The following is a 21,438-nucleotide window of genomic DNA, read 5'->3' on the forward strand; positions in this document are numbered from 1 at the left end:
ACGCTCAAGACCCTTCGGCCGCACGCCCGTGAATCTCTACCTGCCGATCGCGGAAATCTCGTTGAACGTCTTTGTCCTTGTCGGGATGGGCGCGGCGGTCGGATTCATTTCGGGCCTGTTCGGCGTTGGCGGCGGCTTCCTGATCACGCCGCTTTTGATCTTCTACAACATTCCGCCGGCCGTCGCCGTTGCGACCGGCGCCAACCAGGTCATCGCCGCGTCCTTTTCCGGGGCGCTCGCCCATTACCGGCGTGGAACGATCGACTTCAAACTCGGCACTGTCTTGTTGATCGGCGGCTTTTGCGGCTCGTTGCTCGGCGTCGCCTTGTTCACGCTGCTGCGCCGTCTCGGCCAGCTCGATCTCGTCGTCTCGCTGCTCTACGTCGTGTTTCTCGGCGGCATCGGCGGCCTGATGCTGGTCGAGAGCCTGCAATCCATGCTGCGCTCCCAATCGCAGGGGGCCGGCGAGGTGCGCCGGCCGGGCCAGCACAGCTGGGTGCACGGGCTGCCGCTGAAGATGCGGTTCCATCGCTCCAAGCTCTATGTGTCGGTCATTCCGGTGCTGGTGCTCGGCTTCCTGATCGGACTTCTCGCCGGCATCATGGGTGTCGGCGGCGGCTTCATCGCGGTGCCGGCGATGATCTATCTGTTGCGGGTGCCGACCAGCGTCGTCATCGGCACCTCGCTGTTCCAGATTATCTTCACCGCCGCGGCGACGACCATTCTGCAGGCGGCGACCAACCGCACGGTCGACGTCGTCCTCGCCTTTCTGTTGATGCTCGGCGGCGTCATCGGCGCGCAGTTCGGGGCCGAGGCGGGGCGGCGGCTGCGCGGCGATCAGCTGCGTGCGCTTCTGGCGCTGCTCGTGCTCGCCGTCGGTATTCGTCTTGGCATCCAGCTCGTGGTGACGCCGGAAGAGCCCTTCACCATCACGCTGCCGACGGGAGAGACCGGGTGAGCGGCGCGGTGCACAGCCACCGGCGCCCGCCTCGAGCGGCCGCTCGCGTGGCGGCCATCGTCGCTGTCGCCGCTGGGCTGAGCGCGCTCGTGAGCGCGCCGGCTCGGGCCCAGGACAGCAGCCGCGAAGGCTTCGAAATCGGCCTGTCGACCAACAAGATCTCGATCGGCTCGGACTTTTCCGGCGCCAGGCTTGTGGTCTTTGGCGCACTCGACAATGCCGACGCCAAGCTGTTGCGCCAGCAGCGCTACGACATTGTCGTCGTGCTTGTCGGCCCTCGCCAGCCGGCGGTGGTGCGTGAAAAGAAGCGCACCTTCGGCCTGTGGATCAATCGCGGCTCGGAAACCTTCACCTCCGTGCCGACCTCCTATTCGCTGGCGGCGACCCGGCCGCTCGCCGATGTCACCCGGCCGGAGCTGCGCGAGCGCCTGTCCCTCGGGATCAAAGACCTGCAGCTCGACAATCCACCGCCGCCGGGGCCGGCGGGCCTGTCCGCCGTCGATCTGCCGGCGGGCGAGAAGCGGGCGCAGGCCAATATCAGTCTGAAGGAGCGGCGCGCGAAGAGCGAAAGCGGCGCCGCCACGCTACCGCTTCCCTCGCGCCCGGCCGACCAATATGCCCAGGCGCTGAAGCGCATTCGCGAGTCGAAGGGGCTCTACAACCAGACCGTCGGCTCGGTCTCGTTCGTCAGCCCGACGCTGTTCCGCGCCGATCTGCAGCTGCCCGCCGATCTGCCGACCGGCACTCATGTCGCGCGGGCCTATCTGTTCCGCAGCGGCGTCTTCATCCGCGAGGCCTCGGAGCCGCTGCGGGTGGTCAAGTCCGGTATCGAGAGCTGGATCGACAATTTCGCGACCGATCACGGCGTGCTTTACGGCATCTCGGCGGTGATCCTGGCGATCTTCACCGGCTGGTTCGGCCGGCTGGTCTTCAAGCGCGACTGATCGACTGCGGAAGGCGGGATCCGGCGGGCGCGCGCTTCGGATCGATGTCGCAGGGCGGTGACGGCTGGCGGCATCCGCCTATCTGTTTGTCCCATGAGCACGACGGACGATATCCCCTTCGACAATGCCGCTCCGGCGGTGCGCGGTACACGCGGCGTCCCGCCGCGAGACGTTCACCATCACCGCATGGCCTGGACGCTTGGCCTTCTCGGCCTCGTTCCCTTCGTCATCATGGTGGGGCTTTTGGCCTATGCCGGGCGCGAATTCATCGCCTATCCGCAGATTATCCTGGCTCTGTCCGGCTATTCGGCGACGATCCTGGCATTTCTCGGCGGCATCCGATGGGGCCATGTGCTGACGCCCGCCCCGGAGTCGGGCCGCACGCTGTTGATCTCGGTGCTGCCGTCGCTGTTCGGCTGGGCGATGCTGTTCGTGCCGAGCCCCTTTATGTTTGCCGGCTATGCGCTCGGCTTCGCGATGACCGGCCTGTGGGATGTATTCGCGGCGCGCCGTGGCCATCTGCCGGCCTGGTTCGGCAGGCTGCGCCTCGTCCTGTCCCTGATCGTGACGCTCTGCCAACTCGTCGCCTTCGCCGCGACCTTCAGCTGATGACCCGCTGTCAGCCGGCGGCGAGTGCCGCAAAGCGCACGGGATAGACGCCGCTCTGGCCGATCATGCAGGCGAACGCCCGGCTGGCGTCGAAAAGCCCGTGAAACGCGCGATCCAAGACGTTTAGCCCGCCGGTGGTGACGCCGAAGGAGGGCAGGATCATCCGCTCGCCGTCGGTCGCAAAACACGCCCGCCGCGAGCCGCGGCCGGCCAGCCGCGCCACCGGATGGAGATGGCCCGACACCGCGCCGCGCCGGATGCCGACGCGCGGTTCGTGACAAAAGGAGAGGGCGCCGATCGCGACCGTGTCGCATGTCTCGCCGCCGATGCCGACGGGCGGCTCGGGATCGTGATTGCCGGCGATCCAGATCCAGTCGCGGCCCCGCATCAGATGGGATAAGGTCGCCCGTTCGCCGGCCGGCATCAGCGCCGCGCCCTTGCGGTCGTGAAAGGAATCGCCGAGACACACCACCCGCGCCGGTTGATACCGCTCAAGCGCGAGGCTAAGCAGCGCGAGCGTTGCGGCGGTATCGTAGGGCGGCAGAAACATGCCCCGGCGGGCAAAGGCCGCGCCCTTTTCGAGATGCAGATCGGAGACGACGAGGCAGTTTTCGGCCGGCAGGAACAGAACGCCCGACGGGTCGCAGGCGATCCGCTCGCCGGCCAACGCCATTTCGAAGGCTGCGCAGTCCTCATGCAAGCGCCGCCGCGCCAAAGCATTCATCGCCAAGGGGTCTCTCGTCCGCGTTGATTCGCGTTTCGTTCTTTTTGCCAGCGCCGATGGGCCGTTGGCAAGGCCCCAAGCGGAGCGGCGACCTTGCGGCGGGTGGGCGCAGCCTTTCACGGGCGTCCGGGCGCGGGGCCGCCTCATGGCATGTCCATCGCCATGGCGATCATCGCCTCTTCCGCCGCTTCGCGCAGATCCGCGTCGCGGGCCTCGCCAACAACGCTCTCGCGGCCGATCTCCAGCATCACCGGCACGGCCAGCGGCGAGATCTGGTCGAGATCCTGATGGACGATATGGTGCTTGATGCGGGCGAGCAGTTCGGAGACGCGGGCAACGTCGAGCAGCCCCGTCGCGGCATCGGCCCAGGTCGCTTCGAGGAGGATGTGGTCCGGCTCGTGCGCGCGCAGCACGTCATAGACGAGATCGGTCGAGACGGTGACCTGCCGGCCGGTCTTTTCCTGGCCCGGATGGCGCTTTTCGATCAGCCCGGAAATCACCGCGCATTGCCGGAAGGTGCGCTTGAGCAGCCAGGAATCGGCCATCCAGCTTTCCAGATCGTCGCCGAGCATATCCTCGTCGAACAGGGCGTCGAGCGAGAGCTGGCCCTTCGCGATCATCGCCCCCAGGTCCGCGCGGCCCCAGATCGAAATCGCATAATCGGTGGCAACGAAGCCGAGCGGCATCGCCCGGGCCCGCTCCAGCCGGCGGGTGAGCAGCATGCCGAGGGTCTGGTGGGCGAGGCGCCCCTCGAAGGGATAGAGCACCATGTGGAACAGCTTGCCGTTAGGAAAGGTCTCGACCAGGAGCTCGTTCGGTCCGGGGATCCGCGATTTCAGCTTCTGGATCGCCAGCCAGTCGCGCACCTGCTCGGGCAGCGCCGACCAGCGGGCGGGATCGGCGAGCATCGCCCGGACCTCCTGGGCGAGATAGGTGGTCAGCGGAAATTTCGAGCCGCCGTAATAGGGCACCTTCGGCTCCTCGCTGACCGCCTTGGTCACCAGACAGCTGGTCTCGACAATGCCCTCGAACCGCAGGACCTCGCCGGCGAAGAGGAAGGTGTCGCCGGGGCTCAAGGTTTCGAGAAACGCTTCCTCGATCTTGCCGAGCGCCCGGCCGCCGCGGCTGATCGCCGAGCGGGTGCGCCGCCGGACGAGCCGGATCTCCAGCATCGGCGCCTCGACGATCGTGCCGGCATTCATCCGATATTGCTGGGCAAAGCGCGGATGGGTGAGCCGCCAGGTGCCGTCCTCGGTCAGCCGGATCTTGGCGTAGCGCTCATAGACTTTCAGCGCGTAGCCGCCGGTCGCGACGAAGTCGACGACGCGCGCGAAGGTGGCGCGGTCGAGCCCCGCATAGGGCGCGGCCGAGATCACCTCGGCATAAAGATCGTCGGCGCGAAAGGGTTCTGCGACGGCCATGCCGAGGACATGCTGGGCGAGCACGTCGAGCGCGCCGTCGCGCAGCGGCGGGGTATCCTGGGCGCCGAGATAATTGGCGTCGAGCGCCGCGCGGCACTCCATCACCTCGAAGCGGTTGGCGGGCACCAGGATCGCCTTGGAGGGCTCGTCCATCCGGTGGTTCGCCCGGCCGATCCGCTGGGCGAGCCGTGAGGCGCCCTTCGGCGCGCCGACATGGATGACGAGGTCGACGTCGCCCCAGTCGATGCCGAGATCGAGCGTCGAGGTCGCGACCACGGCTCTCAGCGCGTTCTCAGCCATGGCCGCCTCCACCTTGCGCCGCTGGCCGACATCCAGCGAGCCGTGATGCAGCGCGATCGCCAGCGTGTCCTCGTTGATCCGCCACAGCTCCTGAAACAGAAGCTCGGCCTGGCTGCGGGTGTTGACGAAGAGCAGCGTCGTCTTGTGCGCCTTGATCGCCGCATAGATTTCGGGAAGCGCATAGCGGGCGGTGTGGCCCTGCCAGGGCACCCGCTCGTCCGATTGAAGGATCGCGATCTCGGGCTTGGCGCCGCCGCTCACCGTCATCAGATCGGCCTCGGGCGCCGCGCCCGGCGCCTGCGCCACCAGCCAGCGGCAGAGTTCGGCGGGGTCGGACACCGTCGCCGACAGCCCGATCGTCTGGAGATCCGGCCGCAGGCGCCGCAGGCGGGCGAGGCCGAGCGCCAGCAAATGGCCGCGCTTGGAGGTCACCAGCGAGTGCAGTTCGTCGAAGACGACATAGCGAAGGTCGGAAAAGAAGTCGGCCGCATCCTTGCCGGCGATCAGCAAGGCGAGTTGCTCCGGCGTCGTCAGCAAGATGTCCGGCGGCTTCAGCTTCTGGCGCTGGCGGCGCACCTGGCTGGTATCGCCGGTGCGGGTTTCCAGCGAAACGGCAAGGCCGATCTCGGCGACCGGCCGTTCGAGATTGCGCTGAATGTCCGTGGCGAGCGCCTTCAGCGGCGAGATATAGAGCGTGTGCACCCCGCGCGCCCGCTCGCCGGGCTTGCGCCGCCGGCGCCGCGACAGATCGACCAGCGCCGGCAGGAACCCCGCCAGCGTCTTGCCCGCCCCGGTCGGCGCGATCAGCAGCACTGACGCACCTGAATCGGCCCGCCGCAGCAGATCCAGCTGATGCGCCCGCGGCGTCCAGCCATGGCCGGCAAACCAGCGCGCGAACGCCTCGGGCAAAAGACTTGGCGCGGCGTCCGGCGCGGTCGGCGCGGGCCGGGAGGGGGAGGGCGAGGCGGTCACAAAGAAGAAGGTAGGGGCGCGGGGGCACCGTGGCTATGGCGGGGGAGAGGAAGGCGAAGTTCGCTGAGGCGCGGACTGGCTTTCAGGCTTTCCGGTTTCTCGCCTGTCTTGACCAGAAATTGAATACGTCACTCGCTTTGCCGTCCGGGTCATGGACGGTTCCATCGAAATCGATCCGGTAAGGCACGTCCGGGAGCGATCGTCCCCTCGGCCAGACCGAGTCGAGCAGGACGAGTTCTTTGAGGCTGGCGGGAAATTCGGATGGCAGGGCGGTCAGGTTGCAGTTCGCGACGGCGAGAGTCCTGAGGCTGGTGAGCGCGGCAATCGGCTGGAGATTGCTGATCTGCGTGTAAGAGCAGTCGAGGTCCCGGATGTGTCGAAGGTCAGCGATAGGTCTGAGATCGCTGACCTGGGTATAGGAGCATTTGAGGGACTGGAGGCTCTGGAGACTTCCGACAGGTTTAAGATCGCTGACCTGCGTCCGGGTGCAGCGGAGAGAGCGGAGGCTCTGAAGGTTCTTAAGGGCATTGAGATCGCGTACTCGCGTCGCGGAGCAGTTGAGTGACTTAAGGCTTTGGAGGTTTGCGAGGGGATCGAGATCACTGACCCGCGTCCGGGAGCACATGAGGTTCTGGAGGCTCTGAAGGCTTGCGACGGGTCGGAGGTCGCTGATCTGCGTAAAAGAGCAGTCGAAGGACTCGAGGTCGCGGACGTTTGTGACGGGCTGAAGATCTCTCAGCTGCGTGTGGGAGCAGTCGAGGGTCTGAAGGCTCTGAAGCTTCTCGAGGGGCTGGAGATCGCTGATCTGTGTGCCGGAGCAGTCGAGGGTCTGAAGGCTTTGAAGATTCCGGAGGGGCTGGAGATCGTTGATCTGCGTGCCGTAGCAGGTGAGGGTCTGAAGGTTCCGGAGCTTCTCGAGGGGCTGGAGATCGGTGACCTGTGTGCGGGAGCAGTCGAGGGTCTGAAGGTTCTGAAGCTTCTGAAGGGGCTGGAGATCGGTGATCTGCGTGCCGGAGCAGCCGAGGGTCCGAAGGTTCTGGAGGTTCCCGAGGGGCTGGAGATCGCTGATCTGCGTGTAAGAGCAGTCGAGGGTCTGCAGGTTCTGGAGGTGCTCGAGGGGCCGAAGATCGGTGATCTGTGTGCCGGAGCAGAAGAGGGTCCCAAGGTTCCAGAGCTTCTCGAGGGGCTGGAGATCGCTGATCTGCGTGCCGGAGCAGTCGAGGGTCCGAAGGTTCTGGAGGTGCTCGAGGGGCCGGAGATCGCTGATCTGCGTGCCGGAGCAGACGAGGATCTGAAGGCTCTGAAGATTCTCGAGGGGCTGGAGATCGGTGATCTGCGTGTGGTAGCAGCCGAGGGTCTGAAGGCTCTGGAGGTTCCCGAGGGGCTGGAGATCGGTGATCTGTGTGCCGGAGCAGAAGAGGGTCTGAAGGTTCTGGAGGTTCGCGACCGGCGCCAGATCGCGCAATTCGGTCTCTAAGCTCATGTAGAGCCTTGTAATCCACGGCACCCACCGCTCCGGCGGCGCTTCGCCGCGCAGGATCATTCGCTTCACCTCATCCATGTCGAAATCGGGCGGTGGCTCCTGCTCGGCGGCGTCCCCCTGCGCCGCGGAAACGCTCCCCTCTGTCGCAAACACAGGCCGCCGCCGCTTGCCGATCTCTTCCATTGTCCACTGCAGGAGGCGGCGGAACTCATCTTGGCTGGCGGCGAAGGCGAGGATCGGCTGCGCGCTGTGCGTCAGGAATGTCAGGGCCGCATGATAGGCCGTGAGGCTGGGATTTCCCGCCATCGCCGAGCCGATGGTGACGACGGTGAGCGGCCCTGCAGCGCTGTTACAGACACGAGCGATGACTCGCGCAATATCGCCGAGGAAACGCCCGCCGGTTTGGATGCCTGTGGCGAGCGCTTCCAGACCCTGCTGGCTCGCAACGGCGATCGATCCCTCCAGGCTCGCGACCAGCGTCTTCGCCTGGGGCGCCAGCAGCCCCTTCGTCTCGCGCATCGGCGCGAGGATGTTTCTCGTCTCCGCCGCGCGTTCGGCCGGCTTGTCGATCTGAGCCGCGAAAACCGCCACCCGCTGAACGAGATCGCGGCCCTCGGCAAAGCCCATGATCAGCCGGGCGTGTGCGGTCAGGATCGTTTCCAGCTCGGCGAGAATGTCCGGCTCCAGCGCCTCGCTCATCACCCCGGCGGGGAGCGGCGGGGTGAGCCGCTTGACGAGGCTCGACAGCGCGGTGCCGGCATCAACCAATGCGCCGATATTCAGCGCGTCGATCGGCGCGGCGGCAAAGCTTTGATAGATGGCGAACTCGTCGCAAAGGGTCCGGTGCGAATTGCCGCAGCGTTGCGCCAATGGCCCGGCGAAGCGATCGAGTCTTGCCTTCAGCCTCTCAAGCAGCGCCTGCTGCGTCGGATCGCGGCGCTCGGCCGGCGAGGGCGCATCGTCGGCGATCTCGAAACCCTCCGGCGTCGCGATCAGCGACGGGCCGGGCGCGGCGGTGGGCGGCGGCTCCCGGTCGAGATAGTCTGTGATCGATCGTGCGATCTGGACGCTCGCCGCGTGATAGCCGTCGTTTCGCGGCCGCCAGTTGACGATCGGCCGCAATTGCCCGCGCCGCGTCAGCGGCACGCATTGGCGCTCGGCAAAGACGTCGTCCCAATAGCAGGTTTCAAGGATGATCGGGATCACCAGCGCGCGGCGCGACTGCTGGGCTTTCAGGATCGCCGGCAGCTCCGAATCCCGGATATAGCGGGAGGCCAGAAAATGGCTGGTGACGAGGCAGAGGAAGATGTCCGAATCGCGCACCGCTTTTTGGATCGCCTGATCCCATAATTCGCCGGCCCTGAGGGCGCGATCGTCCCAGATCTGAAAGTCCTGTGACCGGCGCACGGGATCGAGACGCGTCAAAAACGCATCGAGCCGCTCCGTGTCGGCATGGGCATAGGAGAGAAAGACCTGCACCATGGATTGTAACGCTGCCATGATGCAGCTTTTCAGGCAAGCGATCGGCGCGCTGTCCCGCCGCGATGCTCGGCCCGCAAAGCGGAGTGGTTGCCGATAGGCGCCGACACGCCGCCGGCGGCGGCCTTACCGGTCGACACGCCGCTTGCAAAAAATCCGTCATGCAAGGGTTCACATCCGGCAAGGACGCGGCTATATGAGGGCCCGTCGCCGGGCCTGCACCGGATCGGCAAGCCTTGCGTCAGAATGAGCCGTTATTTGGCTCGGCGTAAGCAGAGCGCCAACGCGGCGCCTGTTGGGGAATAGGTTAACGGTAGACCCACGGACTCTGACTCCGTTAGTCCTGGTTCGAATCCAGGTTCCCCAGCCATCCCGCCTCTTTCCATGATTTCATGGCATGCTTCTTATCTGTTGAGAATCGTTTCGCCGCTCATGCTCGGATTGCTGAGCCTCGTTTGGACCTGAAGCTCTCGAACTGGTCGCGTCCCGTCGCCTGGTGCCGATGACATTGACGCGGGGTGCTATGGTCGCGTCGAGCTGCTGGCGGAAGGGGCCGAGCGACGCGATGCGCTCGGCGGGCCTGACGGTCGACGTCATTTGGTCGAGCATGATCAGCCGATGTCGAAGGTGACGCCCTGGGCGAGCGGCAATTCGGTGGAATAGTTGATGGTGTTGGTCGCCCGGCGCATGTAGGCGCGCCAGGCGTCCGAGCCGCTTTCGCGGCCGCCGCCGGTCTCTTTCTCGCCGCCGAAGGCCCCGCCGATCTCGGCACCGGACGTCCCGATATTGACGTTGGCGATGCCGCAGTCGGAGCCTTTGGCCGAGAGGAAGACCTCCATCTCTCGCAGGTCGGTGGTGAAGATCGCGGAGGACAGTCCGCCGCCGACGGCGTTGTGCATCTCCAACGCCGCGTCGAAGTCGGAATATGTCATCACGTAGAGGATCGGCGCGAAGGTTTCGCGCAGAACCGGGCCCTCGTGCTTCGGCATTTCGACGATCGCGGGCTTGACGTAATATGCGGTGTCTGGACCGATCTTTTGTCGCTCACCGCCATCAACGGTGCCGCCGAGTGCCTTTGCCTCGTCGAGTGCCGCGACCATGCCCTCATAGGCCGACTTGTCGATCAACGGGCCGACCAGCGCCGGCGTCTCCAGCGGATTGCCGACCGACACCGAGGCATAGGCCTTCTTCAGAGCCGGAACGATCTGGTCGTAGACGCTCTCGTGAACGAACAGACGGCGCATGGTGGTGCAGCGCTGACCGGCGGTGCCCATGGCGCCGAAGGCGATCGCGCGCAGTGCCATGTCCATATCGGCCGAGGGGCAGACGATGCCGGCATTGTTGCCGCCAAGTTCCAGGATGCACTTGCCGAAACGGGCGGCGACCTTCGGGCCGACGATTCGCCCCATGCGGGTCGAGCCGGTGGCCGAAATGAGCGCGACCGTCTCGCTGTCGACCATCGCCTCTCCGACGGCCGGGCCACCGATCAGAACCTGCGACAGTCCCTCGGGGGCCTCCTTTCCGAAACGGGCGAGGGCCCGGTCCAGCACCGCCTGACAGGCGAGTGCCGTGAGCGGTGTCTTTTCCGACGGCTTCCAAAGGACCGGATCGCCGCAGACCAGCGCCAGAGCCGCGTTCCAGCACCAGGGCGCACAGGGGAAGTTGAAGGCGGTGATGATGCCGACGACGCCGAGCGGATGCCAGGTTTCCATCATCCGGTGGCCGGGACGCTCGGTGGCGATGGTGAGGCCATAGAGCTGACGCGACAGTCCGACCGAAAAGTCGCAGATGTCGATCATCTCCTGGACTTCGCCGAGGCCCTCGGAGGGTGACTTCCCGGCCTCGATCGAGACCATGCGCCCAAGATCCTCCTTGGACTTGCGCAGTTCTTCGGCGAACAGACGCACCAGCTCGCCGCGACGCGGGGCGGGAACCATCCGCCATGTGCGGAAAGCCGCGCTCGATTTGGCAATCGCAGCTTCAGCCTCGGCGGCGGTGTGCACCTTCAAGGTCGCGACCGTTTCGCCGCTGACGGGCGAGACGACGGCCATGCCGCCCTCGACGTTCAACGAAGTGGTGACCCCACAATTCTTCATGGTTTCGGCAGTGACGGCGTCGAGCGGTTTGGCCGGCATGCAAGGTTCCCTTCTGATCACAGTCAAAGCGGTCGGACGACGATCGCAAAAGCCCCGGGGTTTCGACCATGCGCATCGCGATGATGCGGCGGTCAAGGCTCAAACGGTCTCTTGCGCGAGGTCGGCCCGGGCGCGGGCGAGCGAGGCGGCCTCGGTTTCGGCATAGCACCGTTGGAGATCGATCACCGGCGTGCCGAGATCGGCCTCGAAGCGTTCGCGGTTCGGGTTGGCGGCGAAGGCCTGGGCCGCCTCGTCGCCGAGGTTCGACTGAAAGATGCCCGCCGCCGAGACCGGCAGAAAATCCTCGTAGACGATCGGGTCGGCCCGCAGCACCCCCGCCGCGATCAGATCCTCCGTCCCGGCGGAGGGCGCAATTGGCGAGGCCGGCTTGTCGGCGACGCTGTAGCGGAAGTAACCAAGCCCCTGGCGGCGGATCTCTCCGAGATCGTCCGGGAAGGCTTCGAAGGTCTTGGCCAGCGTCGCCATGTATTCGTCAGCGTTCGAGCCGTCGGCGGCGGGGCGAACGATGGCCCGGGTCTCGTTCAGCAAGCGGTCGTAAAGAGCCTGCCCCTTCGGCGTCACGGCCAGGCCGCGCTGCTCAATCTCGCCGAAGCGCGCCGTATGGCTTCCCGCGACCGTCGTCTCGCCGTTGGAATAGGTCACCGGCTCCTCCAGCGCCTTGAATGAGGTCTGTCGCAGCAGGATCGGCACCCGCCGGGTCGGGGGTCCCTCGATGACCGCCTTTGGCTTGATGCCCCATGCGGGCATCAAGCGCTGGACGGCGTCGATATCGAGGGTGCGGGGCGTCAGATGGTTGATGTGCGGCCCCTTGAACGCGACGACGTCGGCGACAAGCCGGTGCGCATCGTGCAGGCACTTGTACAAGTCATGATCGACATTGGCGTCTGGGTGCCAGCGGAAGGTCTCCAGCGCCTCGGCGACGAAGGCGGACGCATCGGCCTCGTCAAGACCGCCCTCGGTCTCGGCCCTCTCGATGAGGGCGAGGCAGCCATCGGTGAAAATGCGTCTTTCGGCCAGCACTCGCGCCGCTTCGCTGCGAAGCATGGGGTCGTCGATCAGGTCGAGCCGCAAGAGCGATGTGAAGACGCGAAAGGGATTGGCGCGCAGCGCTTCCTCGTCGACGGGGCGAAACGCGGTGGAGTGGACCGGAACACCGGCGACGGAGAGGTCGTAGTATCCGACAGGATCCATGCCCATCACGGCGAAGAGCCGGCGCATGGTCGACAGTTCGTGCGCCGTGCCGAGACGGATGGCGCCATGCCGTTCCTCGCTGATGCGATCGAGCTCGCCCAGGGCGGCGAGGCGCTGCTTCTCGACGTCGTCCCCGGCCAGCGTTGCCTCGTTCACCTCTCGCACGAGGTCGAGGAGCGAGCCGTAGGCCGGAACTTCATGGCGATACATTGCCGACATGGCGCGGGAGAAGCGGGATCGGATGTGGTTCGAGCTGATGGGTGTCGAGCTCAAGGTCGAAACTCCCAAATTTCGCGTCTGTCAGAGGCTGAGATGCTATGTTGTCCACCTTGTCCTGCGCCAACGATGGATCCGTCTGACTCCATTCCAAAACAGCATATCGGATTGGGGGGGTGGCGAAAATTCCGCCGCTGCGATCGCGCAAGCTCTCTCCGCCGGTTGACAGTCCGAAGGCGAGGGAGAGGCGGGGAATTTCATTCGTCCTTTGGGCTTAATGCAGCCAGAGCGGCGAGCCAGTTGCGAAATGCCACGAGGGGCGGATAGTTCGCCCGTTCTCTCGGCCAGATCAGGTAATAATTTTCCCGCGAGCGCATGGGCCTGTCGAGAAGCGGGACGAGGTCGCCCATCTTGATCTCGCGCTCGATGAGGAATGTCGGCAGGAGCGCGACGCCGAGACCGGACATGGCGGCCTGAGCGATCGTCGCGAACTGATCGAACAACATTCCGGTCAAACGATCGGGAACGACTGCATTGGCCGCAAACCATTGCTCCCATGCATCCGGCCGGGAGGCGATATGGAGAAGCGGCATTTCCAGGATATCGCTCGGGTGACGGATGGCGGGATAGCGAGCGAGCAGTTCGGGGCTCGCCGCCGGAATCACGTCCTCCGTCATCAGCATGAGACTGTCGGTGCCGGGCCACTGAGGCGAGCCGAAATGGATCGCGGCATCGACGGGATCCTTGTGGAAGTCGAATTCCGTCAATCGGGTCATCAGATTCAGCGTGATGCCCCGGTTGCGTTGCAGAAAGTCGGGAAGACGCGGCGAAAGCCACCGTGTGCCGAATGTCGGAAGGATGGCAAGGTTTAGGGTGCCGCCCAAAGGGTTCGCACGCAAATTCAGTGATGCCGTGGAGATTCTGCGGAGCGCTTCGCGGATATCGACAGCATAGGCTTCCCCCGCGGCGGTGAGCCGCACGGTTTGCCGTTCGCGAAGGAACAGTTCGACCCCCAGCTGTTCTTCCAGTGACCTGATCTGCCGACTGACGGCGCTTTGGGTCAGATCGAGTTCCACAGATGCAGCCGTGAAGCTTCCCGTCCGTGCTGCCGCCTCGAACGCGCTAAGAAGACCGATGGAAGGCAGGAAGCGACGGGGAGTCTTCATCCGGATTATCTGGCCCGACATTTTCAGGAAAGGCAACGATTCACTGCGTTCGCTGTCGCGAAATGGGCCGTCGCGCGAACCATCACATGAAACCACTGAACGGCCGGCGTCTGACCGCAGCATGGACGTAGTCGATCATCGTCACGAAATCGAAGACCGGACGTTGCGTCGCGGCCTGCACGGCGGACGCATAGGGAGGCAGGTCGCTGCATTCCAGAAGGATGGAGCCGAGGTCGGGATGGTCGGAGACGAGGCGTGAGGCCACCTCGACAACTTCGGCTTCGATTGCCGCCGAATCGAGCGTGCCCTTCTCTTCGAGAATGGCCTCCCGAAATTCCGTTTGCCCCTGCATGCCCGCCACCACCGTCGGAATGCTAAGATCGATTCGGCAGGACGACAGGTGTTTGGGTGTCAGACAGTCGGAATTGGCGGTGATGATGCCGACCGGCTGCCCGGTCATGGCGTGGATGAACGGGATCTGCATCAGGCTTGACAAAAGCACCGGCACGTCGACCGCCGCCGCCACCTCCTCCTGAAAGAACGCCATGAAGCCGCAAGCCCCGGTGATCGCCTTGACGCCACGGCGCTGCAGTTCGAGAGCGGCTTCGATGAAGGCCTCGCACAGACCCGGATCGCGCTTGTGGAGGAGACGATCGATCGATGCGCCTCGCACCTCCTGGTACCGGACAGGGTAGGCGTAGGTTGTCGCATTGCCGACGTTGCCCGGTACGCAAGGATAGCTGGCGTCCAGGATGAGAATGCCGATCGCTTCGCCGTACCAGGACTGGGTCGGTCGTTTTACCGAATACACGGTCATTGCATTGATCCGGAGCGGGGGCTTGGGGACGGAGGATGATCCGGGCCGCCGCTTCTGCGGCCCGTCTCCTGAGACAAGGCTACTCGACGAGCCGGGGCTTGCCGACATCGGCCGCTGAGGGATCGAGTTGGTTGGCCGTCAGGATCGATTTGATCGTCCCATCCTTGTGGAAAGCCGCGATGTCCCGGTCGATCGCTTTGGTCAATCCCGCGTTGCTTTTGCTGATCGGCAGGCCGGCCTGCGCTGCCCGCCGGGTCGCGTCGACACGCTTGTCGGGCTTGGCGACCTTGATCTGCAGGCCTTGGAAGCCGCCCTTCGCCTGGGCATAACGACCACTCGCATAGCCGTCGACACCGACATCGATCCGGCCCGCCTGGAGATCGCGCGAAAGCGCCGAGGAGTTCGGGTACAGCTTGAGATCGGCGCCGAGAAGCTTCTGAAGATCGGCCACCCACAGATAGCCTTGAACGGTTCCTACGGATTTGTCCTTGAAATCGTCGACGGAGGAATAGCCCTCTTTAGAGTAGATGCCCATCTCATCAGTGTAGAGGGGATCGGATAGGTTGACGACCTGGGCGCGTTGAACCGTCCGGTACCAGTCACCCGTCGAGACGTCGGCACGCCCCGTCAGGATGTACTGGATCGCGGCACTTGGTTCCGTTGCGATCGGGTAGACCTTGAGGCATTCGCGTTTCGCGATGGCATTGACGATATCCCCATCGACGCCCTGCAATGTTCCGTCGGAACCAAGATACGAGAACGGCGCATAGGTCGTGGCGGCGACAGTCAGCTTGCCAGGTTCCACGGTCTGATACTGGCCTGATGGCTTGCAATCCTGCGCGGAAGCCGAGCCGGCGAAAAGCCCTGCGGCGACAACCAGGGGTAATACTGAGATGGTCGTGTTGGTCATTTGCTTTTCCGAATAGTTGTCAGGGTTGGACATACATTTCAGTTTGAGGCGCCGGCCGCGCTAGTGTTCCAATTCCGACATTTGGTCCCGTGTTGTGGGGACTGTTCAGCAACCGTCGGAATCGAAATGACCACAAGCTAAGGTTGTAACCATCGTGGATTTTTCGAATTTGACATTTGATTCAACGGACGACTCCAACTGGAATTCAAATGTCAAATTCAATCCACTAGGACGCGGTGTAGCGGCTCAATCGTTTCTCCAGGCGAGAAACGAGCAAGGTGGCCGGCACGCAGATCGCGGCAAATAGCAGTCCGGCCAGGACGAAGATGGGCATGTAGTGAAACGTATTTGAGCCAACGAAATAGGCTCTGCTGATGAGTTCTGGCAACGCGATGGCGAAGCCGAGCGACGTGCCCTGGAACACCAGGATGGAAAATCCCAGAAGTGGCGGCACCGCGATGCGCAGTCCCTGCGGGAGAATGATGTCGCGAAGTTGATCGCGGCGCGAGAGCCCGATCGCGATCGCCGCCTCTTTCTGTCCATACGGCACCGCCTCGAGACCGGCGCGAATGATTTCGCTCGTATAGGCTCCGGTACTTGCCGCAAGAGCGGCGACGGCCGCGGCATAGGACGATAGGGCGAGACCGGCGGACGGCAGTCCGAAATAGGCAAACTGGAGCAGGATGAGGACGGGCGTTCCCCGCCCGAGCTCGACGACGAAGACGGTCAGGGCTTGCAGCGGTTTCGATTTTGACTGGATGCCGAGCGCGAAGACCAGCCCGAGAAAAATTCCGATCGGAATACTGGCGAATGCGACCTCGACGCTGACCTTAAGCCCCTCGAGAAGCAATGGCAGCCATTCGCGCCAGAATGACAAGGTGTCTATCATCGCGCTACCCTCAGCCGGAGCGTCAGATCCGCCCAGCGCGCGATCACCGCGAAAGGAAGGCTGATTGCGACGTAAATCAGAGCGGCGATGACGTAGATGTCGAAGCCGGTAAAGGTTCTCTGCGCCAGCGCATTGACCTGAAATGCAACTTCCTGGACCCCGATCAGCGAAGCGATCGACGTATCCTTCAGAAGGCCGATGGCGAACGTAACGGCACTCGGCAAAGCAGTACGGAGCATCTGTGGGACAATGACATCGCGGAAGCGATGATATGTGCGAATGCCGAGGGCGGTTGCCGCTTCCGTCTGGCCGATGTCGAGGCCGGCATAAGCTCCCCGATAGATTTCCGCCATGTTCGCAGCGGTGATGAGCCCCATTCCAATGACGGCCGAAATGAACGGACTAAGGCTGATATCGCCCGATCCGACGCCGAAGAAGATCAGAAAGAGCCAGACGATCGGGGGGATCGAACGAAATGCCAGGATGAAGCCGGTGGCTGTCAAACGGACCGGCCTGGTCTTCGCCATTCGCATCATCCAAATCGGAAACCCGAAGATCGCACCGACGGCGAAGGCCAGAAAGGTCAAAGCGATCGTCAAGGGAACCCCAGCGAGGATGGACCAGAAGTTTCCCGCCATCACCGGTCTCGCACTGCGTGAAGAAACTGCTGGGTGCGCGCGGTCTGGGGTGAACGCATGATGGCGGCGCTTTCGCCATGTTCGATGATCCGCCCGTCCGCCATGACGATGACACGGTCCGAGACGTTCTCGGCGAACCGCATCTCGTGTGTCACGACGATCATCGTCATACCGGTTTCGGCGAGCTCGCGCATGACGGTCAAAACTTCGAGGCCGAGTTCTGGATCGAGCGCGGAGGTCGGCTCGTCGAACAGCATCGCCTTCGGATCGAGCGCCAGCGCCCGGGCTATCGCGATACGCTGCTGCTGGCCACCGGAGCAACGCGACGGATACTGTTCGGACTTGTCGGCGAGCCCCACTCTGCGGAGGAGTTCCATCGAGCGTTCGTCGGCCTCTTTGCGAGGCCGCTTCAAGACCCGCTCCTGGGCGAGACTGACATTGCGCAGAACAGTCAGATGAGGAAACAGATTGAAGGATTGGAACACCATTCCCACCGTTCGGCGCAGCCTGTCGAGATCGGTGTTGGCCGGCCGGGCCTCGCAATCCATTTGAAGATCGCCGACGGCGATGATGCCGCTGTTGGGAGGCTCTAGATAGTTGATGCATCGCAGCAGCGTCGACTTTCCCGAGCCGCTCGGGCCGATGATCGCGACGACCTCACCGCTTTTGATGCGGAAATTGATGTCATCCAGAACGACATGCTTGCCGTAGCGCTTCGACACGCTGTCCACACGAATGTCGGTCATGACGGGCTCCCCTTCCAGTGCGGGCAGGAGCCTTGGGACGGCGAAAATTGCTGCAAGTGAAGCCTCCCTCAAGCCGCCCCTTTGATCGCCTCGGACCGGACCGAAGCCCGTCGGGCATCGCCTGTGGCACGCTGCCAGCCGCCGACACCGTCATTGCTGGGCTGGAGCGCCCAGACCGTTTCAGCAGCGTCGCGAACGGCTGCGGTGACATCCCGTGGAAGCCGTGCATCGCCGATCGTGCGGACGTCGAGCCTGGCCGCCTTGAGCTCCGAAAAGAGGGGTGTATGGCTGCGCGCGCCCAGCAGAGAAACGATGGCGTCGACGTTCTCGACCGGCTTGCGAACCTCGTCGAAGACGCCTTCGAGAACGGCTCGCCGGTCTTCCATTCGCACCAGTCGGGCCCGGTCGATAATCTCGATCCCGCGCCGTCCCATCTCGCGCAATAGAGAGAATGCCGTGGTGATGCCTTCGCCCTGACCAGGATGCAGCGTCGAGGTCACCAGGGTGACCTTCTTCCAGCCGGTCGATAATCTTTCGGCCGTCAGCATCGCAGCGAGACGCCCGATCTCGTCGCGAACGAGGACATGCCCTCCCTCTAGGGGGGCGTCGTAGGGGGCGTAGGACGCAACCCTGCCGGCGGCCTTTTCGTCGCTCAGGGGAGTCGAACCCGTCGCCAAGAAAACCACGGCCGGGTCAAGGCTGAGAACGCGCTCCATGCTGGCTTCGACACCGGTGACCACATCGACGTCGAGGCGGTCAAGTTCGTCTTCCCACCAGCCGATCATCTTGCGAAATTCCATCCGAGAGGGCGTTTTTGACCACTGCTCCAGCTGGCCTCCGAGCTGATTTCTCGCCTCCATCAGCTTGACCTCGAAACCTCTGAGGGAGAGGCGGCGAGCCGCTTCAAGACCGGCTGGTCCGCCACCCACCACCAAAGCCGACCGCGCTGCCCCGATCGGGCGGTCGATCTCGTCCGGCCGACGGCCAAGCTCTGGATTGACCATACAGGTCAAACTCTTGTGGTCGAGCAAGGAGTTGATGCAGACATTGGCGCCGACGCAGGGGCGGGTCGCAGCCCGGCTTCCTTCGAACCCTTTCGAAAGAAGTCTCGGATCCGCAATATTGGCGCGCACCATACCGACGAGGTCCGCGTCGCCGGAAACCAGAATCTCCTCGGCGAGAGCGAGCGTCGTGACGCGTCCGACCGTCGCGACCGGAATGTCGACGGCGTCTTTGACCGCGCGGGCGAGGTGTCGGAAGGAGCCGTAGGGAGCCGGGGTGGGCGCCCAGTGGTCGATGCGGGCGAGCGTGCGAGTATTGTTGCCGGCGGTGACGCTGACATAGTCGACTTGCCCGGTGTCGGCGAGGCGTTTTGCGATCCGCGCGGCTTCTGCGGCGTCGATGCCGTCTTCGACCATCTCGTCGCCTGGCAGGCGGATACCGATGATCGCATCCGGCCCCATGGCCGTTCGAACGCCCGCCAGAATTCGGCGCGGGAACAGTGTTCTGCCCTCCAGGTCGCCACCGAATTCGTCCGTCCGGCGGTTCATCGCCGGCGACAGAAAGCTCGCAAGAAGCATGCCGTGCGCCATCGTGACCTCGACGCCGTCGAGATGGCCCTCTCGGCAGCGCGCCGCGGCCGCCTCGTAAAGCCCCGCAATCGTCTCGAGTTCGTCCGCCGTGGCCTCACGCGACATCTGGAAGGTGAGTTCGGAGCGTTCCCAGGACGCCGAAACGATCGCATCGCCCGTCGTTTCCATCGCGCCCACATGGGCGAGTTGGGCCAGCATGAGGCCGCCCTCGTCATGAACGGCTTTTGCCAGGTTCCGATAACCGGGAATGATGCGATCGTCGACATTGACGAGGGTCAAGCCATCCGCCCAGACTTCGGACCACAAGACCGGTGTAGCACCGGTGATTTGCATGCCAAGTCCGGCCCGGGCACGCTGACGATGATAATCGATGTAGCGCTCGCCCGGCAGGCCGTCCTCCGCCAGGCCCGGCTGATGGGCGGGGAGGTAGACCCGGCTGCGCAGCTGCTGATTTCGCAGTGCGATCGGGGCTGAGGCCAGCGGATAGCGCCGGCGCAACGGCTCTGACATGATCTGAACCTCCCGGAATGGCTATTGGTTGAGCGAAGCCAAGAACTGCCTTCATAATGGACATTGAACGATGGTTGGAAACCGACTTTAGTTCACGAGGTCATGCCAAGCGGGAATGACTGGCCGTATTTTATCGTTTCTCGTCCACTGTCCGACACGCGCCTTCGGTCAGCACGAAGGCGCCGGATGGCCGGGGTTGAAGCTCAGATCCGCGAGAAAAAGTGAGCGATCTGGCTGCCGATCTCGTAGAAGCTTTGGCGGGCGAACCGAAATTTCACGGCGGACGGCTCGGTGACGGGAAGGGGGAGTTCCTCCTCGCCGATTTCTCCGGCGATATGGCGTGCGATGGCCTTGCCGAAGACCGTTCCTGGGCCGATCCCCCGGCCATTATAGCCGCTGACCGACAAGACGCGCTCGCCGTACTTGTGAAGTTTCGGCACCGCATCGGCGGTCATGCCGATCGTGCCGTACCATTCGGCCTCGAATTCCACCGCGGCGAGCTGCGGAAAGAGGTGTCTCAAGGTTCGCCGCGCCCAGCGCCTGTGGATCACCGTTCCGGCCCCTCGCAAGGCGCCGACGCTTCCCAGGATGAGGCGGTCATGGCGATCGAAACGAACCGAGGTGAGGACGTCCTTGGTGTCCCAGCAGCCCTGGCGTTCGGGAAGCACAGAGTGGGCGAGATTGGAGGAGAGCGGTTTTGTCGCGATGTTGAAGTAGGGAAGATGGACGATCTCCTCGCGGATGGTGGACCACGGGGCGACCGTATAGGCGTTCGTTGCCACCAGCACCCAAGCTGCCGACACCGCTCCATGCGGCGTCGACACGGACCAATTCCGCCCCTCTCTCCGGCTGCCTGTGACTGGACTGGACGTGTAGATTTCGGCGCCGGCCTTAAGGGCTGCCGCGGCCAGCCCACGGGCATATCCGAGGGGTTGGATCGTCCCGGCCCGGTGATCGATGAGACCGGCGGAATAAACCGGCGAGCCGGTCTTCCTGGCCGTCTCTGCAGCGTCGAGGAGCTCGACCGGGGCGCCCAGGGCTTGCCACTGGCGGGCGCGCTCCGCTAGGTTCTTCGCCCCCTTTCCGCCGATCCCGCAGTGAAGCGTGCCGTTTTTCACCGGTTCGCAATCGATTTTGTAGTGTTCGATGAGCTCGAAAACCTGCCGCGGCGCGTCGCCGAGCAGGCCCAAGAGCCGGTTGCCGTAAGTCGGACCGAGGATCGCGGGAAGATCTTCGGGCATCATCCAGAGCCCGGCATTCACCAGGCCAACATTTCTGCCCGAGCCGCCATATCCGATTTCGGCCGCCTCCAGGACGACGACGCTCAATCCCCGGCCGGCGAGATGAAGCGCCGCCGATAGCCCGGTGTAGCCGGCACCGACGACGACGACGTCGGCCTCGCGCTGCTCTCGGAGCATCGTTGTGATCGGGGCCGCGGGCGCCGTGCGCTCCCACAGACCGTGAGACGTCGGGTCGTTCAGCATAGCGACTCTCGAAAAGCTGGACAGCGGCCCCGACGGGACCGAGCGCCCGCCGTGCCTTCTTCGACGGGAGCGCAAGGCCGAGTGTTGCGGCTCAGGATATGATTTCTGGCCTGCTGCCGGTTTTTCGGACACGCAGTTAAGCTAACATAGCTTTCTCCTCGAACTCGACGGGGCTCATATAGCCCAATGTCGAGTGCCGTCGCTGGGGATTGTAGAAGCGCTCGATGTAATCG

General features: G+C 64.1%; 17 protein-coding genes and 1 tRNA gene. 4 read left to right on the forward strand and 14 right to left on the reverse strand.

The genetic code is table 11. From position 1 onward, the window contains the following. The first annotated feature begins 28 nt into the window (after positions 1-28). The 3 genes from J1C48_RS15340 to J1C48_RS15350 all read left to right on the forward strand — a co-directional run bounded on the left by J1C48_RS15340 (position 29) and on the right by J1C48_RS15350 (position 2,511). The gene (locus J1C48_RS15340; protein WP_207258869.1) at positions 29-958 is read left to right on the forward strand and encodes a TSUP family transporter; all 930 of its coding nucleotides are present in this window, start codon (positions 29-31) and stop codon (positions 956-958) included. A gap of 47 nt (positions 959-1,005) precedes the next feature. Continuing rightward, positions 1,006-1,902: a TIGR02186 family protein gene (locus J1C48_RS15345; protein WP_231081822.1), complete on the forward strand. Its 897-nt coding sequence runs from the start codon at positions 1,006-1,008 to the stop codon at positions 1,900-1,902. A 93-nt stretch (positions 1,903-1,995) separates the two neighbouring features. Beyond that, positions 1,996-2,511 (forward strand): DUF3429 domain-containing protein, encoded by a 516-nt coding sequence (locus tag J1C48_RS15350; protein WP_207258870.1) that lies wholly within the window; start codon positions 1,996-1,998, stop codon positions 2,509-2,511. Between the two features lie 10 nt (positions 2,512-2,521). Here J1C48_RS15350 and pdeM read toward each other — a convergent pair whose 3' ends face one another. The 3 genes from pdeM to J1C48_RS15365 all read right to left on the reverse strand — a co-directional run bounded on the left by pdeM (position 2,522) and on the right by J1C48_RS15365 (position 8,911). Beyond that, positions 2,522-3,235 (reverse strand): ligase-associated DNA damage response endonuclease PdeM, encoded by a 714-nt coding sequence (pdeM, locus tag J1C48_RS15355; RefSeq protein WP_207258895.1) that lies wholly within the window; start codon positions 3,233-3,235, stop codon positions 2,522-2,524. A gap of 143 nt (positions 3,236-3,378) precedes the next feature. Beyond that, positions 3,379-5,928 carry a ligase-associated DNA damage response DEXH box helicase gene (locus J1C48_RS15360; protein WP_207258871.1) on the reverse strand — a complete coding sequence of 850 codons (2,550 nt, stop codon included), beginning with the start codon at positions 5,926-5,928 and terminating at the stop codon, positions 3,379-3,381. A gap of 82 nt (positions 5,929-6,010) precedes the next feature. Then, complete coding sequence (locus J1C48_RS15365) at positions 6,011-8,911, reverse strand: leucine-rich repeat domain-containing protein (protein ID WP_207258872.1); 2,901 nt, start codon at positions 8,909-8,911, stop codon at positions 6,011-6,013. Positions 8,912-9,186: 275 nt separating this feature from the next. Between J1C48_RS15365 and J1C48_RS15370 the strand changes: the two genes are divergently transcribed. Continuing rightward, positions 9,187-9,260: transfer RNA gene (locus tag J1C48_RS15370), tRNA-Gln, on the forward strand. A 241-nt stretch (positions 9,261-9,501) separates the two neighbouring features. Here the strand turns inward: J1C48_RS15370 and amaB are convergent. From amaB to J1C48_RS15425, 11 genes are all read right to left on the reverse strand, one after another. Continuing rightward, positions 9,502-10,986 (reverse strand): L-piperidine-6-carboxylate dehydrogenase, encoded by a 1,485-nt coding sequence (gene amaB, locus J1C48_RS15375; RefSeq protein ID WP_231081827.1) that lies wholly within the window; start codon positions 10,984-10,986, stop codon positions 9,502-9,504. A 138-nt stretch (positions 10,987-11,124) separates the two neighbouring features. Further along, positions 11,125-12,510 (reverse strand): 2-oxoadipate dioxygenase/decarboxylase HglS, encoded by a 1,386-nt coding sequence (gene hglS, locus J1C48_RS15380; protein ID WP_207258874.1) that lies wholly within the window; start codon positions 12,508-12,510, stop codon positions 11,125-11,127. 200 nt (positions 12,511-12,710) lie between these two features. Further along, the gene (locus J1C48_RS15385) at positions 12,711-13,619 is read right to left on the reverse strand and encodes a LysR family transcriptional regulator (protein WP_210345422.1); all 909 of its coding nucleotides are present in this window, start codon (positions 13,617-13,619) and stop codon (positions 12,711-12,713) included. Positions 13,620-13,701: 82 nt separating this feature from the next. Beyond that, positions 13,702-14,436, reverse strand: a complete 735-nt coding sequence (locus J1C48_RS15390) for an aspartate/glutamate racemase family protein (RefSeq protein WP_207258875.1) — start codon at positions 14,434-14,436, stop codon at positions 13,702-13,704. A gap of 79 nt (positions 14,437-14,515) precedes the next feature. Continuing rightward, positions 14,516-15,346 carry a substrate-binding periplasmic protein gene (locus J1C48_RS15395; protein WP_207258876.1) on the reverse strand — a complete coding sequence of 277 codons (831 nt, stop codon included), beginning with the start codon at positions 15,344-15,346 and terminating at the stop codon, positions 14,516-14,518. A 226-nt stretch (positions 15,347-15,572) separates the two neighbouring features. Beyond that, entirely contained in the window at positions 15,573-16,235 is a 663-nt protein-coding gene (locus J1C48_RS15400; protein ID WP_207258877.1) for an amino acid ABC transporter permease, read from the reverse strand. Continuing rightward, positions 16,232-16,873, reverse strand: a complete 642-nt coding sequence (locus J1C48_RS15405; RefSeq protein WP_231081823.1) for an amino acid ABC transporter permease — start codon at positions 16,871-16,873, stop codon at positions 16,232-16,234. The genes J1C48_RS15400 and J1C48_RS15405 overlap by 4 nt, the downstream gene beginning before the upstream one ends. Next, complete coding sequence (locus tag J1C48_RS15410) at positions 16,873-17,619, reverse strand: amino acid ABC transporter ATP-binding protein (RefSeq protein ID WP_207258879.1); 747 nt, start codon at positions 17,617-17,619, stop codon at positions 16,873-16,875. The genes J1C48_RS15405 and J1C48_RS15410 overlap by 1 nt, the downstream gene beginning before the upstream one ends. A gap of 68 nt (positions 17,620-17,687) precedes the next feature. Next, a complete protein-coding gene (locus J1C48_RS15415) occupies positions 17,688-19,721 on the reverse strand; it encodes an oxidoreductase (protein WP_207258880.1) in 2,034 nt (677 codons plus the stop codon). Between the two features lie 203 nt (positions 19,722-19,924). Further along, positions 19,925-21,205 carry an NAD(P)/FAD-dependent oxidoreductase gene (locus J1C48_RS15420; RefSeq protein ID WP_207258881.1) on the reverse strand — a complete coding sequence of 427 codons (1,281 nt, stop codon included), beginning with the start codon at positions 21,203-21,205 and terminating at the stop codon, positions 19,925-19,927. A gap of 136 nt (positions 21,206-21,341) precedes the next feature. Beyond that, the coding region (locus J1C48_RS15425) for an IS3 family transposase (RefSeq protein WP_207258440.1) at positions 21,342-21,438 on the reverse strand (97 nt) is incomplete at its 5' end.

This window comes from Jiella flava (assembly GCF_017349315.1).
Lineage (GTDB): Bacteria > Pseudomonadota > Alphaproteobacteria > Rhizobiales > Rhizobiaceae > Jiella > Jiella flava.